Origin of the sequence: Borreliella sinica (assembly GCF_033969665.2) — a bacterium.
In the GTDB taxonomy this organism is placed as follows: Bacteria; Spirochaetota; Spirochaetia; order Borreliales; family Borreliaceae; genus Borreliella; species Borreliella sinica.
This window is the reverse complement of record NZ_CP135180.1, coordinates 475347-490271: the sequence shown is the minus strand read 5'-3', so window position 1 is coordinate 490271 and position 14925 is coordinate 475347. Positions and strand designations below refer to the sequence as shown.

Sequence of the window (14925 nt, the reverse complement as noted above, 5' to 3'; positions counted from 1 at the left end):
TATTTACAAAAAAATTTAGTACTATTTATTATACACAGTGTATCTTAAATCTCTGAAAGGAGAAGTCATATGAATGTAAAAATCAATTTTTTTTTCACTCTATCCATTGGAATCTTTTTGGGATTGTTTTTTCCTCTTGCAATTTATAGTTCTTTATCTCATGCTTTTATAAGACTATCATATTTATCTCTTATTCCTTTTCTAATATTCTCAATTCCATTAGGAATTGAGAATATTATTGAAAATAAAAACTTTAAAAAACTCTTTAGTAAAACAATTTATTATGGAATTTTAATTAACCTAGTTGGAGTTATTGTATCAATAATAGCTGCGATAATATATCTTCCACAAAGAATTCCAATACTAGAAAAAACAATACAAAACACACATTTTTTCGAAAAAGAAGCTTTACTGGAAACATTTTTCCCAAAAAATATTTTCAAAATATTTACGTCTAGTAATCCAAATCTACTAAGCATTTATATGATTTCAATAATAATAGGAGCTAGCTTTTACTATGCAAAACAAAAAGGTAGAATAGCCAGGGAGCTAATGCTAAGCGCTTCTAATCTTTTTTACCATGCAAATGGATTTATTGCGAGCATATTAAATATAGGAATCATTTTTATAACAGCAGATTACACTGCAAGCTTGAAAAGCTTAAAGGATTATCAAAATTACACAAATAGCATAACATTCTTTTTAACATGGACAATTATAATTTTATTCGCAATATTACCAACAATTAGCTATAGATTAACAAAAAATTTTAAAATGATATATAAAGGGATCTTTGTATCATTTCAAAACATAATATTTTCAGGACTAACGAAAGATTCTTATTCTCCTTATGTAATATTAATAGAAGATATTAAAAATGAAAGAATAAATATAAAAAAATCTATAATTATAAACATACCTCTAATAAATTTTGTTTCTAAATTTGGGACTATTTTTATTTCAGTAATATCATTTTTTATAATTTTAAAATCATATTCTAGCCTGCCTATTTCTATTTATGAAATAAGTTACATGAGTATTTTATCATTTTTTTTTGTTCTTGCATTTCCTCATAAGCCAAACAGCTTAATTTATATAATTACAATGCTTTGCTCTACCTATACAAAAGGAATAGAGCTAAACGTTTCAAATATAACGCCAATGATGCCCATATTGATCTCTTTGGCTTTACTGATTGACTTTGCTTTTAACATTGCAATAATTCATATAATAAACTTTAAAGAATTAGAAGCCCAAGAGAAAATCAATTAAAGCCAAATAACTTAATAAGATTTAGCAAATAAAACAAAATATTTAGCCCTAGAAGAACAATAAATACAAGTCATGCCTGTTAAATCCTTGGTTTTAAAATCATCTGGAATACACCTTATTGTAGCTTTAGTTTCATTTTTAATAATATTTTCACAATTCAAACCACCACACCAACAAGAAAGCACAAATCCAGAATAATCATTCATATAAGCTTTAAATTGCTCATAATTATCCTTTCCGCTTCTAAAAATCTCCTTAGTATTTAAAGTTCTAAAATTCAATGCTTTTGCAAATAAATCCTTTTGCATAGAATCAAGCTCTACCTTAACCTTACCCGCAAGAGAATCAAGTGACATTTGATATTTAAATTTTCTGTCTTTATCTCTTCTCACAATAGTAACAGAATTTAAAAGGATGTCATTTATCCCTACTTCAAGACGTATTGGAATTCCTCTAAACTCAGCAGATGAAAATCTAAATCCTGGAGAACTTCTAATATCCTTATCAATTTCAACCCTAAATTCTGCCTTTTTCAAAATGCTCACAACACGATCAGAATAATCCAAAATTTTTTTATTAATCTCATCCTCTTTTTTAAAAATAGGAATAACAATAATTTCTATCGGAGCAATGCGAGGTGGCAAAACTAACCCTTTCTCGTCTGAATGAACCATAATTAGAGCACCAATCAATCTAGTAGAAACACCCCAACTACTAGCAAATACATACCTCATCTTACCATCTCTGTCTTGAAATTTTACATCAAATGCCTTTGCAAAATTTACACCCAAATAATGGGATGTGGCGGCTTGAAGCGCTTTTTTATCTTGCATTAATGCCTCAATTGAATAAGTAGAAACAGCTCCTGCAAATTTTTCCTTTTCAGATTTTTTACCACAAAAAACTGGAATAGCTAAATAGTCTTCCATAAATTTTTTATATAAATCCAAAATAAGTAAAGTTTCTTCTAACGCCTCCTCTTCAGTAGCATGGGCGGTGTGCCCCTCTTGCCATAAAAATTCAGTGGTGCGTAAAAAGGGCCTTGTTCTCTTTTCCCAGCGAATAACATTTGCCCATTGATTAATTTTCAGTGGAAGATCTCTGTAAGACTTAATCCACTTACTATACATATTCCAAATAATTGTCTCAGAAGTAGGCCTTAAGACCAAAGGCTCTACCAGACTCTCTCCACCAGCATCCTTAATAATAGCAAACTCAGGTGAAAATCCATCAATATGATCCTTTTCTTTTTCTAAAAAACTATAAGGAATAAGCATGGGAAAATATGCATTCTCATGCCCTGTTTCTTTAAACTTTTTATCAAGTATGCTCTGAATTTTATTCCAAATAGAATATCCATAAGGCATAATCACCATACACCCTTTTACAGGACTGTAATCAGCAAGTTTTGCTTTCTGAACTATATCTAAATACCACTTAGAATAATCATCTTCTTTTGATGCTATAAAATCACTCATACATTATCCTTAACAAAACATTAAACTTCCTTAAAAACTAAATACTTATATTTAATATTTTTTAACTTCAACCATAAACCGCTTATATTTATTTCCATAAGGATTTAACATGATTTTTTCCAAAACAAAAACAATTCCATCTTCATTTGGAAATAAAACAATCTCTCTTATTTTATAATCAATAACATTCCTTCTGTAGTAATTCCCTCTCCCAACAGTAAGATGTTTTTCTAGGGTCGAATTACAATATCTGACAGATAGAAAAATATTAAAAGAAGAAGAAAGTTCTTTGAAATTAATATCCTTATTCACAAAAACTTGATATTCATTTCCTGTTTTAAAATCAACAAAATTTAAAAAATCCGTTTCTGGAATTTCACTCTTAACATAAAAATAAATTTCTCGCCCTTTTCTTAAATGATTAATTTTAAATTCCTTAACCTTAAAATTAATCATCTTTAAAAGTTCATAAAGGCTTTTATCATAACCGTCCAAATGTTCAATATGCTCTTTAAAAATTCTAGAATGCACTCCAGAATTTACAAAATTATTTTTAATAACATCAACAAAGCACACAGCAGAATAATAATATCCATTTTCAAACCCATATTCGCCAAACATAAAATACTGATCGTTATTAGAGAATCCTAAATTTTTAAAAAAAATATTTTCTGGAAACACTAATAAAAAAGAAAAAAAATAAAAAAAAATAATATACAGTTTAACCATAAGCTTTGCACAAGTTTAATAACAACAAATTATGTACTAAACTTATTTATAATTAATTTAGTCTTACTTAAAATAATATCAAACAGCATTTTAAATTCAAAACTTTGACATACTATTTGTTTATAGATTAAAAACTTAATATTCAAATTTTTGGGATAAATTTTTGAACAAAAGAGCCAATAGCCTAAAGTTAATTTTAAAAGCTTTAAAACAAATAAAGTTTTTTTGCAGGCATTTTAAAATAACGCTTCGTAATAAATCTTATTTATTACAAATTAATAAATTTATAGTTTTTTTAAAAGCTCAAAAATCAAATCAAAAATACATTTCCAAAAATCTTATACAAACAAACAAGATTAACATCAATATCCGGTTAAATAGCATAATAATACCTGGATTTGTAATAAAAAATTTATTGATAAACAAAACTTTAATAAACAAAATGATAAAAAGCTTAACAATGAAGTTTTGCTGTCAAAGCAATCAAATAAATATCAATATTTTTAATTTTTTAAGCTTTATTAGAAATTTTGTAAAGATTATATCTAAAATCGGATATAAAAAAAGGAGAATTTAAATGAGAATGCTATTAGCAACAATAATACTTATATTAACAACAGGTTTATTAACTGCTCAATCAAAAAGCAAAACTATGGTTGAAGATGAATTTGATTTTGAAAAACTTCTTGCAAAAGAAGAGTCTGTACGTCGTTTATTTGGAATAGCCTTTGGGGTTGGATATCCACTTGCAAACATTACAATATCTGTTCCGTATGTAGACATAGATCTTGGCTACGGAGGATTCGTAGGGCTTAAACCCAACAATTTCATGCCCTATGTTATAGTGGGAATAGATCTTTTATTTAAAGATGAAATACACAAAAACACTATGATTTCTGGAGGTATTGGAATAGGCGCAGATTGGTCAAAAGAAAACTCTGATAAATCAAGCCAAAAACTTGATGAGGAAGAAGAAAATGAAGCTCAACAAGAGACTTCTCTTCAGAATAGAATAGGAATTGTAATAAGACTACCCTTAGTAATAGAATATAGCTTTCTTAAAAATATTGTAATTGGATTTAAAGCTGTTGCTACTATTGGAACAACTATGCTATTTAGCAACCCAATGTCATTTGAAGGAGCTAGATTTAATTTTTTGGGCACAGGCTTTATAAAAATATATATATAATGGAGAATAAATGATAAAAAATTTTAATAAAATAAATATTTTAACATTAGCATTGGGTATGGCGCACCTTTCTTTTGCATCTGACAATTACATGGTCAGATGCAGCAAAGAAGAAGACTCTACCACCTGTATTGCAAAGCTTAAAAGCATAAAAGAAAAAAAAAGCTATGACCTATTTTCAATGGGCATTGGGATAGGTAATCCTATTGCAAATATTATAATTACTATTCCTTATATAGATATTGATTTTGGCTATGGAGGTTTTATTGGCCTTAAGTCAAACAATTTTGAAAATTACCTAAACGGCGGAATAGATATTATTTTTAAAAAGCAAATTGGACAATACATGAAAATCGGTGGTGGGATTGGAATCGGTGCAGATTGGTCAAAAATATTCCTTATACCTCCCAATGAAGAAGAAAAAACTGATTTTCAGAGAATAGGCGCTGTTATAAGAATTCCTTTTACAATGGAATATAACTTTGCAAAAAATTTATACATAGGATTCAAAATTTACCCTGCACTAGGACCAACAATATTGCTAACAAAGCCAAATATTTTATTTGAAGGAATTAAATTCAATTTTTTTGGATTCGGATTCATAAAATTTGCATTTAATTAACTTAATAATTAAATTGGTAATTAAAATTAAGCTCACATAAGCAAGCTTAATTTTAATCAAAAGTAGCAATAAAGGCTTGACCATCCCCATTGACAGACAAATTATCAGCTTTTCTACCTATAAAAATGCTCTCACCTTTGTTAAGATCTAAGGATTTATTTATACTCACACACCCATCTACAACTAACAAGACCATTGCACTATTTCTATCCATACAAATACTCTCATTTGGTTTTTTTTGAATTAGTTTTAAATTAGTATTTGGAAGTCTAAACACATTAAAACCACCTTGAAAATCGGGATTTAAAAATGATAATTTTCCTTCCTTAAATTGACCAACTCTTAACATTTCTTCTTTATTGATATACTTGGTAGTAAGCCCAGCTCTAATAACATTATCAGAATTGGTCATAAGCTCAATGCAGTCTCCCTTAAGATATGCATGCACCTCCTGGCTATTTGTATAAACAACCTCTCCTGGCTTTAACTTTAAAATATTCATACCCAAAAATACCAAAAGACCCACATCTACACCATAAATATTGTAAATCTCGTTAAACCAATAACCCCTAAAATCATCAATAAGATTTAAATTTTTTAAAATTTTTTCAATAATATTTTTAAGTTCATACGTTTGTAAATAAAAAATAGTCTTTACAAAGTCTTTATGGGACTGAAAGTCGAAATTTAATTTTAAAACTTCATAAGTTTTTCTAATCTCATCCAAAGGCAAAAAGCCTTTAAGAGCATAAAAATCACTCAAGGCATAAACAAGTTCAATTTTAGGGTTTTTATCTTTATATGTCCTCTTAGGATCATCAATGGCTATCCCCTTACTATTTTCTGATTCATACCCTTTTAAGGCAATATCTTTAGAAGGATGAATTTGAATAGATAAAGGTTTATTTGCAGACAATACCTTAAATAAAAAAGGAAATTCATCATCACAGCCTAAAAGCTCTTTGTGATCTTCTAAAAAATCGCTTAAAAGCACATATTCATTTTTATATAAAATCTTACTAGAAAATGTTTTATGTGCCCCAAGCCACATTTCAGCCTTAGGCCTTCCATCAATCTTATCACCCAAAAGATTGGGAATAAAACTAATGCCGCCCCAATCATATTCTTTGATATTATTTTTCATTAAAAAAATATTATCCGCATTCATTCAGATTCCTTTAATTTTAAAGATTTCAAAAAAATTACCAAAGCTGTTGCAACTGCAACTCCAACCGCAATTGCAATAATAAACTCAAATTTATTATCAATAACAGGAAGCACTATTGGCCCCCCGTGTGGAGCATGATTAGCAACACCTAAAAAAGCAGCAATAATGCTTGACACAGCGCCTCCTACTACTATTGAAGGGATTACCCTCCCAGGATCACTAGCCGCAAAAGGAATAGCCCCTTCGCTAATGCCAATAAATGAAATTAAAAAGGCTATTTTACCAGATTCTTTTTCCTCATTTTCAAATAATTTAGGCGCTAAAAAAGTTGCAAGTCCCATAGCCATAGGAGGAACAGGAATTGCTGCTGCCACCATTCCCATTATTTCAGGTACTTGTGGAATTAGCCCTACACCAAAAAGAAATGCCACTTTATTAAACGGTCCACCCATATCAACAGTAATCATTGAACCTAGCACTAAACCTAAGAAAATTTTACCTAACACACCAAACGTTTCTGAATTACTCTGTAAAGATTTAAGTCCACTCTCAAGTACCCCCATAAATTCTCCAATATAAACACCAACATGCAACATAAAAAATCCAACAATAATAGTACTTATTAGTGGAATCACAAATATAGGCATCACAGGTCTTAACCACTCAGGAACAGATCTCTTTGCTAAAAACTTTGCAACATAGCCCGCAAGAAACCCCGCAAATATTGCGCCCAAGAAACCTGCTTTTACATTTCCAGATATTACTCCACCAACAAGACCAGGAGCAAGACCAGGCTTATCAGCAATTGCCATTGAAATAAAACCAGCAAGCACGGGCAGCATCATCCCAAAAGCTATAGAACCAATATCTGCAATCTGCTTATAAAATGGATGCTCCGCAAAATTGGGTCCATCAGGTCCAATACCAACAAACGCAATACTAAGAGCAATTAAAATTCCTCCGGTTGCTACAACAGGAATCATTGGAGATACCCCACTCATTAAATATTTATAAAAACTACCTTTATCTGTTGAAATTGAACCTTTAGAACTGCCATTGCCGCAAGAGTCTTTGCAAAAAAATACTGGGGCATTAAACGCTTCTTTAATAATATTTTCTGTATTATTTATCGCCTTTACAGTTGAGACTTTATAAACTCTCTTACCTTCAAATCTCTTTTCATCAACATCCTTATCAACAGCAAGGATTACAACAGCTGCATTTTTAATTTCTTCTTCTGTTAAAGCATTTTCAATACCAATAGATCCTTGGGTTTCAACTTTAATGCTGTAACCCTGCTTTTTAGCTTCATTTTCAATTTTCTTTGCTGCAATATATGTATGCGCAACTCCAACAGGACAAGCAGTTACGGCTACTATTTTCTCTGCTTTTGTAGCTTCAAAAACCTCTTCTTTAGCTTTTCTCTGAATATTCTCTATATAATAATAAATATCGTCAGCGGTAGCAAACTCGCTTAAAGCATTTTTAAAAGCATCATCTTCAAACAGTTTGGCTATAAACGCAATTGCTTTAAGATGTTCATTACCTTGTTGCTTTTTTGACATACAAATCAAAAATATTAAATTAACGGGAGGATTTTCTTCAGACCACTTAATCCCAGCACCTTTAATATATAATAAAGAAATAAAACTGGTCTTAACAACATCTCCTATAAAATGGGGAATTGCAACTCCATTTTCCCAAGAAGTGTCACCTATTCTCTCCCTATCAAGAATTCCTTGAAGAAACTCTTTTTTACTATCTACATATCCTTTATCATTGACTTTCTCAACTAAAAAATCAATTACATCTTCTTTTGACTTTACTTCTGGTAAAATAAATACAAGATCTTTTTTCAAAAAATTAAAAAACATAAATGCGGTCTCCTAGCAATTAAACATATTGCATAATATATAATAAAATAAAATAGACACATATTGTAAAAAATATTTTTACAATAAACAAAAAAATTCCCTCTAAATACATATTATAATTATAACCTTGAAAAGACATAACAATTTTTATATTATCTAAAATAGTCTGTTTATGAAAAAAAATCCAAACATTTATATTTCCTTAATATTACTCTTCATTTCCACTTTAAATGCATTTGCAAATGAAGAAGACAATACTAATGAAAAAAATAATCAATCAAAACAAAGCACCAATTTTTTTACTCCAGAAAGAGGCTTCACATATTCAACAGGAATTGGAATGGGAATTGGATTTTTTCTAAATTCAAACATTAAACATCTTATTTTTAGACCTTATTACATATTCTCTAATAATACTTTTGATTTTTTAATCGTTGCTATGATATTAACAAAAGAAAGTCTTAATATCCCAAAAGAAATGAAATATTTTAGATCTTATATTGGAGGGGGAATAAATTGGCACATTGCAAACTTAATTAAAAAAACAAAATATTTTTCCTCTACTATTGGCATAGGTGGACGTTTTTACTTATCTACGAACTTTATAGGCGACATTCAATTTTACGAAAAATTGCCTTATGTTCTAGAGCCTTATATGTTTATTGAAATTTCTACAAAAAAGGCAATACCTTTAATGGGGTTAGACTTAAAAATTGATTTTTTATTTTTAGATACATTTAACATTTCTTTTAACTTCACTATTAGATATAATTTTAAGGACGAAAAAGGGATAGAAATATGAAAAAAAAATCAAAGTTTTTTCTTTACTGCTATATTTTATGTCTAACAGGATTTTTATTTTTTTCCCTAAATCCAAAAATTCTAAAACAAATTCAGAATAAAATTTATGACTATTTTGAGATAATAGAAAATAAATACACTAACATTACAAAATCTATTCCGATAAAAGAATCCCAATTAATACCAAAAGGATATCTTACTACCCAAATAATAAACAAAAAACACTACACCTTAGGATATGCTGAAAGTGCAAGACAATCTGAATGGGCTGCTTATCCGCTTAAAAGAGACATGGTAGAACTGGCATTAACTTTGCTAAAATCAAAAAAAATTAAAAGGAGCTCAAAATTCTTTGAAGATACCAACATTAAAGGTACTTTCCCCAAACTTGAAGATTACTTTAAAAGCGGTTATGACAGAGGACATATAGTAAGTTCTGCAGATATGTCTTTTTCTGAAAATGCAATGAAAGATACATATTTTTTATCGAATATGTCACCTCAAAAAAGCGAATTTAATTCTGGAATTTGGCTAAAACTTGAAAAATTAGTAAGGAAATGGGCAATCTCAAAAGAACACATATATATAATTAGTGCTGGAATTTTAACGGAAAATAAAGGATTTATTGGTAAAGGCAAAATTTTGATACCTAAAAATTTTTATAAAATAATACTAGCAATCAATAATAACAATTTTTTTGACATAATCTCTTTTATTATCCCAAATGAAAAAGCAAAAGACTTGGATTTAAAAAATTACGTTGTTAACGTGGATTCAATTGAAAAAAAAACAAAGATAGATTTTTTTGAAAAACTTGATTCAAAAATTAAAAAAAATATCAAAAAAATACAAAGCACACATTCTTGGAAGTTTAATTAAATGAAATCAATATTTGCAAAATTAAACACTTCTATTAATTTATTTCTCTTTATAATTTTTATATTAATAACATCAGTTATACTAATTTTTTCCTATAAAATACAATACAATGAAAATTATCAAAATTATATTCTAGAAATTTATAACAATAACTTTATAATGTTGGTTAATAAATTCACCATCTTTATTACTGGAATCATAGGTTCACTGTGGTCATATATTAATTACAAAAGAACCAATAATATACAATTTATACTTTTTTATTGCTTTATTAGCTCGTATACATTAGATCCTATTATGATCTCTGAAGACTTTTTTTTAAACAATAACCTAAATTCAAGTTATTACTTATTTGCAAAATTCATCCTTTTTGTAAATACTTTTTCATTATTAAATTTATTTTTTCTAAGTTTGTATATATGCGATTTCAAAATAAAATCAATACATTATACAATTTACATTATTCTAACCTTTGCTTGCATATATAGCCACACAATGCCTATTAATTCGTACGAAAATACTCAAGGCTATGGCATTCTAAAAATCGAAAGTACAAAATTCTACATAGACGCATTCTTCTTGCTTATTTTAATAAACTCTATAATAGCCTTTTTAAGGAAAAAAACTCTTGACTATTTTTTACTTTTTATTTCAATGCTTTTAATATTGAGTGGAATTTATTTGAATTTACTAAGAATGCCTTATGCCTTTCTCCCAATCTCAATTGGTACACTAATCTACTTAAAAAAATCCGGAAAAATTTTCTTTTACTGGCTATAAAAAAATAAAGTTAAAAAAATATGACGAAGTTGAAACAACAAGTGGTAAAAATAAATTATCATAATTTGCAGAATCAAAAAGCTCTACTAATACTGCTAAAATTCCAAGAATTAAAGCTGCTGTTAAACAAGGAAAAAAATAATAATATGAAAAAAAAGTAACACAAAATACAACAAGGCTTCCAGAAATCGTTTTATCATTTACAAGCTTAAAAGAAGGAATTAACTTGCCAGCAAGACTTGCAAATCCATCACCAAGACACACTGAGAATATTCCAATGTAATTAAAGGGCTCTACAACTAAGCAATATGACATCAATATGCCTAAAAATAAAAAAACAGGGGAAAAAGATACTTTATTTGGCAATATTTTTCTTGACTTTAATATTATATTTGAAATATTTTTAAAGAAAAGTATTTTTTTTTTAGTAATTCTAAAAACTTCAGAACTTAAGTATAAAATCATAAAAAGTATATTAAAAACAAGTCCTATCCAAAAATTTATTCCATAAAAAACTAAAATTATTAAGCTAAAAATGTGAAAAAATTTTCTAAAAATTTCATACTTAAAATCTTCTCTAAAAATTATTCTTTTAAATCCACTGAGCATCTTTCAATCTTTTCAGAGATATATTAAATTGACATTTGTAAATATTTTTTCTAACATGCATTAAATTTCTCATTTAATAATACAAATAAATTAAAATAAACAAAAACCTTTTTATAAAACTAAATCTTATAATAAAATTAATTATATTAATTTTACAATTTTTTTAAAAAAAATATTCTTACCTAGAGATTTAATATAAATAAGGCAATACTTATTTGTAAGGAGAATAATTAAGCAGGTTCCCAAAAATGCTAGAAATTGAAGATGAACTATTTTTAAAATTTTGCGACTTTATATACAACAATAGTGGTATGCGTTTTGACGAAAAAAATAAGTTTGTTCTTCAAAGCAGAATTAATGACGCAGTACGAGAACTTGCTATTGAAAACCCATCGCAACTTTATAATCTAATAATTAGTGAAAAATTAAAAAAAGAATATTTTTTGGATTTAGTTACAACTAATTTAACAAGATTTTTTAGAAATTCATTACATTTTCAAACTTTTGAAAAATTTATAATTCCTAATTTAATTAATATTAAAAACATAGAAGAAAAAAATAGAATTATTATCTGGTCTGCAGGATGCTCAACAGGAGAAGAACCTTATTCATTGGCATTTGTGCTCAAATCAAAGCTTCCAAAAGAAATAGATTTTGTTATTATTGCTTCTGATTTGAGTTTAAAATCTTTGATGATAGCAAAAGAAGGATATTACTCGTCAAATAAATGCGAAAATATTCCCAAAGAATATAGACACTATATATATTCCCATTCAAACGGATATAAAATTAAAAACGAAATTAAAAATCACATAAGATTTGACTATCATAACCTAAACTTTGAAAGTAATTTTTCACAAATTGATGTTATTTTTTGTAGAAATGTATTAATATACTTTGATGAAAAATCAAAAATCAAAGTACTTAAAAAATTTTACAATAACATGTCTAAAAACAGCTATTTATTCATAGGACATTCAGAATCACTTTTTGGACTCAACCTTCCTTTTAAATTTTTAAAAACGCCCTGGGCAATAATATATGAAAAAAAGGATACTGGCTATCAAAAAAGAAAAATTTAAATTACAAAATAAATATAAGTTATAATTTAACAAGAATTAAATAGGAAAAAGCAAAAGTGGAAACAAAAATTTCTGTACTCATCATAGAATACTTCGCTGTAAAAAGAAAGCTTATATCAGACCTTATTAATTCGTCTCCTAAACTCCAAGTCATTGCAACTGCTTCTAATGGCAAATTTGCAACAAATAAGCTTAAAAAGCTTAACCCAGAAGTAATATTAATGAATTTAGAAGAAAACAATATTAAAGATATTTTCTTTTTGGAGAAAAAAAACAATATAAACAAAACAATACCAATTATTGTAATATCTTCAAATCAAAACCTAATAAATATTGCTGCTTCAAAGGGCGCTGATGATCTTATATTAGTATCTAAAAATAAAAAATCGTACGAAAACAAAAAAGAACAAATTATTAATTCTCTTTTGATCCATGGGTCGATATCTATAAATAACAAAATTGCTTGCAACAAGGATATAAAAATAAAAAACTATGAAAAAGCTAAAATTTTCCCAAACCACAAAAATGACATTTTTTCATTAACTCAAATGAAAGAGGATACAGACGAAAAAATATTAAATGAAAAAGATATAAAAAAACTAAAACTGAGAAAATTCGACATAATCGCAATTGGAGTATCAGCGGGGGGGCCTGTAGCATTGAAATCAATATTACCAGAAATACCCAAAAACTTTCCACCAATAATAATTGTTCAACACATGCCTAAAGGATTCACAGAAGAATTTGCAAAAAATCTTAATAATCTTTGCAAAATAATAGTAAAAGAAACTACCAATAAAGAAATATTAAAGCAAGGACATGCGTACATAAGCTCAGGGGGATATCATACAAAAATCAAAAAAATCGATGGTAATTATCAAATACAAACCTTTGATGACAAACATATAAATGGTCACAAGCCATCCATTGGAGTCTTATTTCAATCTATTGCAGAGATTGCAAAGGATAAAGCAATTGCCTTAATAATGACTGGAATGGGAAATGACGGATCAAGAGAAATTGGCGATATAAAAAAAGCCGGGGGATTAACTATTGCTCAAGATAAAGATAGTTCCATGGTTTTTGGAATGCCCCAAATAGCAATAAAAGAAAATAATATAGACTATGTAGTTCCGCTAAACCATATGATAAAATTATTAAAAGCTATACTAATTAATAGCTAAATTTTTAAACAAGGAATATTTTTTGGACAACAAAAAAGAAACCACTAATACAGAAGATTGTTTTTCTCATGTAAGTAAATTTAATTTACAAAATAAAACAATATACATACTTGGAACCGCTCATGTATCAAAAAAAAGCGCAGAAGATACTTCAAATTTAATAGAAATCTTAAAACCAGATTATATTGCTGTTGAGCTTGATGAAGCTCGTTATCATTCGATCTTAAACACCGATGAAAATGAAAAATGGAGAAACTTAGATATAGATAAAGCATTAAAACAAGGAAAAGCTTTCTTTCTAATAATAAACATAATTCTCAGTAATTTTCAAAAAAAATTGGCAAAAGAACAGGGAATAAAACCTGGCGAAGAAATGAAAACAGCTATTTTAAAAGCCAAAGAACACAATATTCCACTAATTCTTGCAGACAGAAAAATTGAAACAACTCTAAAAAGAGCTTGGATATCTATTCCCATATTTGAAAAAATAAAAATAATCTCAAGTCTTTTTTCCTTGACAGATACAAAAATTACAAAAGATGAAATCGAAAAACTCAAAGAACAAGACGCTCTTTCAAAAATAATGGAAGAACTTTCCAAAGAAATACCTAAAGTAAAAAAAGTTTTAATTGATGAGAGAGACGAATTTATTACAAGCAAAATACTTGAGGGAACGGGGATTGTTCTTGCCATCGTAGGTGCAGGCCATGTAAACGGAATAATGAGAACTCTAAAAGAAATAAGTCAAAATAAAAAAATAATAAATATCGAAGACCTAGACATAATACCAAAAAAACATTTTTCATTTAGCAAAGCGCTATCTTACCTAATTGCAATTTCAATTATTTTACTAATAGCAGGCTCTTTTTACTTTAAAGGATTTGATTTTGCCTACAAAAATTTAAAGCTTTGGATAATATCTAACTCTCTCTTTTCAGGAATTGCAGCCATCTTATTAAAATCTCACCCTTTAACAATTTTATCTGCTATTATAGGTTCCCCAATATTTTCCTTAATACCATTTATAGGAACGGGCATGGTAGCAGGACTTGTTGAGGCTTATATAAACAAACCAAAGGTCAAAGATTTTGAGAATCTACAAGAAGAACTATCAACTACAAAAGGATATTTCAAAAACAAAGTTACAAGAATTTTATTAATAGTGCTTTTTGTAAACTTTGGATCTACAATTGGAACAATTGTAGGACTTAAATTTTTATTAAATGTTTTCAAATAAATCCTTAAAATAATAAATATC

The 14925-nt window shown here is 27.9% G+C and carries 13 protein-coding genes and 2 pseudogenes; 10 read left to right on the top strand and 5 right to left on the bottom strand.

Annotation, left to right across the window (positions count from 1 at the left end; all coding sequences use genetic code 11):
• The first annotated feature begins 69 nt into the window (after positions 1-69).
• On the top strand, positions 70-1272 hold the full coding sequence (locus tag QIA41_RS02285) for a dicarboxylate/amino acid:cation symporter (protein WP_320292421.1): 1203 nt from the start codon (positions 70-72) through the stop codon (positions 1270-1272).
• A gap of 11 nt (positions 1273-1283) precedes the next feature.
• Here the strand turns inward: QIA41_RS02285 and proS are convergent, their stop codons facing one another.
• The gene (gene proS, locus QIA41_RS02280) at positions 1284-2750 is read right to left on the bottom strand and encodes a proline--tRNA ligase (RefSeq protein ID WP_320292420.1); all 1467 of its coding nucleotides are present in this window, start codon (positions 2748-2750) and stop codon (positions 1284-1286) included.
• 51 nt (positions 2751-2801) lie between these two features.
• Entirely contained in the window at positions 2802-3479 is a 678-nt protein-coding gene (locus tag QIA41_RS02275; protein WP_320292419.1) for a DUF2259 domain-containing protein, read from the bottom strand.
• A gap of 163 nt (positions 3480-3642) precedes the next feature.
• Here QIA41_RS02275 and QIA41_RS02270 point away from each other — a divergent pair, with 163 nt between their 5' ends.
• Genes QIA41_RS02270 through QIA41_RS02260 form a run of 3 tightly spaced genes read left to right on the top strand, consistent with a single transcriptional unit; the run spans position 3643 to position 5290 of the window.
• Positions 3643-4056, top strand: a complete 414-nt coding sequence (locus tag QIA41_RS02270; RefSeq protein WP_320292418.1) for a hypothetical protein — start codon at positions 3643-3645, stop codon at positions 4054-4056.
• Positions 4057-4668, top strand: a complete 612-nt coding sequence (locus QIA41_RS02265) for a DUF3996 domain-containing protein (RefSeq protein WP_320292417.1) — start codon at positions 4057-4059, stop codon at positions 4666-4668. It abuts the gene before it with no gap.
• Between the two features lie 10 nt (positions 4669-4678).
• Entirely contained in the window at positions 4679-5290 is a 612-nt protein-coding gene (locus QIA41_RS02260) for a DUF3996 domain-containing protein (protein WP_320292416.1), read from the top strand.
• Between the two features lie 52 nt (positions 5291-5342).
• Here QIA41_RS02260 and manA read toward each other — a convergent pair whose 3' ends face one another.
• Entirely contained in the window at positions 5343-6458 is a 1116-nt protein-coding gene (gene manA, locus QIA41_RS02255) for a mannose-6-phosphate isomerase, class I (RefSeq protein WP_320292415.1), read from the bottom strand.
• Positions 6455-8332: a fructose-specific PTS transporter subunit EIIC gene (locus tag QIA41_RS02250; protein ID WP_320292414.1), complete on the bottom strand. Its 1878-nt coding sequence runs from the start codon at positions 8330-8332 to the stop codon at positions 6455-6457. Before QIA41_RS02250 ends, manA begins: the two co-directional genes overlap by 4 nt.
• Positions 8333-8504: 172 nt before the next feature.
• Here QIA41_RS02250 and QIA41_RS02245 point away from each other — a divergent pair, with 172 nt between their 5' ends.
• The 3 genes from QIA41_RS02245 to QIA41_RS02235 are packed head-to-tail and all read left to right on the top strand — an operon-like array spanning position 8505 to position 10792.
• Positions 8505-9134 carry a hypothetical protein gene (locus QIA41_RS02245; protein WP_320292413.1) on the top strand — a complete coding sequence of 210 codons (630 nt, stop codon included), beginning with the start codon at positions 8505-8507 and terminating at the stop codon, positions 9132-9134.
• Complete coding sequence (locus QIA41_RS02240) at positions 9131-10012, top strand: DNA/RNA non-specific endonuclease (protein ID WP_320292412.1); 882 nt, start codon at positions 9131-9133, stop codon at positions 10010-10012. The genes QIA41_RS02245 and QIA41_RS02240 overlap by 4 nt, the downstream gene beginning before the upstream one ends.
• On the top strand, positions 10013-10792 hold the full coding sequence (locus QIA41_RS02235) for a hypothetical protein (protein WP_320292411.1): 780 nt from the start codon (positions 10013-10015) through the stop codon (positions 10790-10792). It begins immediately after the preceding gene.
• On the opposite strand, the pseudogene QIA41_RS02230 reads toward QIA41_RS02235, so the two are convergent.
• A pseudogene (locus QIA41_RS02230) lies at positions 10780-11401 on the bottom strand (diacylglycerol/polyprenol kinase family protein). The gene QIA41_RS02235 and the pseudogene QIA41_RS02230 sit on opposite strands and share 13 nt — an antisense overlap.
• 248 nt (positions 11402-11649) lie before the next feature.
• Between QIA41_RS02230 and QIA41_RS02225 the strand changes: the two are divergent.
• From QIA41_RS02225 to QIA41_RS02215, 3 genes and pseudogenes are all read left to right on the top strand, one after another.
• Positions 11650-12508: pseudogene (locus tag QIA41_RS02225) on the top strand (protein-glutamate O-methyltransferase).
• A 31-nt stretch (positions 12509-12539) separates the two neighbouring features.
• Positions 12540-13667 (top strand): chemotaxis protein CheB, encoded by a 1128-nt coding sequence (locus tag QIA41_RS02220; protein ID WP_320292410.1) that lies wholly within the window; start codon positions 12540-12542, stop codon positions 13665-13667.
• 22 nt (positions 13668-13689) lie between these two features.
• Complete coding sequence (locus QIA41_RS02215; protein ID WP_320292409.1) at positions 13690-14904, top strand: TraB family protein; 1215 nt, start codon at positions 13690-13692, stop codon at positions 14902-14904.
• The last annotated feature ends 21 nt before the right edge of the window (positions 14905-14925 follow it).

Excerpts from the sequence above, each read along its gene's own strand:
- QIA41_RS02285 (WP_320292421.1), top strand. The coding sequence starts at position 70 with ATGAATGTAAAAATCAATTTTTTTTTCACTCTATCCATTGGAATCTTT.
- proS (WP_320292420.1), bottom strand. The coding sequence starts at position 2,750 with ATGAGTGATTTTATAGCATCAAAAGAAGATGATTATTCTAAGTGGTAT.
- QIA41_RS02275 (WP_320292419.1), bottom strand. The coding sequence starts at position 3,479 with ATGGTTAAACTGTATATTATTTTTTTTTATTTTTTTTCTTTTTTATTA.
- QIA41_RS02265 (WP_320292417.1), top strand. The coding sequence starts at position 4,057 with ATGAGAATGCTATTAGCAACAATAATACTTATATTAACAACAGGTTTA.
- QIA41_RS02260 (WP_320292416.1), top strand. The coding sequence starts at position 4,679 with ATGATAAAAAATTTTAATAAAATAAATATTTTAACATTAGCATTGGGT.
- manA (WP_320292415.1), bottom strand. The coding sequence starts at position 6,458 with ATGAATGCGGATAATATTTTTTTAATGAAAAATAATATCAAAGAATAT.
- QIA41_RS02250 (WP_320292414.1), bottom strand. The coding sequence starts at position 8,332 with ATGTTTTTTAATTTTTTGAAAAAAGATCTTGTATTTATTTTACCAGAA.
- QIA41_RS02245 (WP_320292413.1), top strand. The coding sequence starts at position 8,505 with ATGAAAAAAAATCCAAACATTTATATTTCCTTAATATTACTCTTCATT.
- QIA41_RS02240 (WP_320292412.1), top strand. The coding sequence starts at position 9,131 with ATGAAAAAAAAATCAAAGTTTTTTCTTTACTGCTATATTTTATGTCTA.
- QIA41_RS02235 (WP_320292411.1), top strand. The coding sequence starts at position 10,013 with ATGAAATCAATATTTGCAAAATTAAACACTTCTATTAATTTATTTCTC.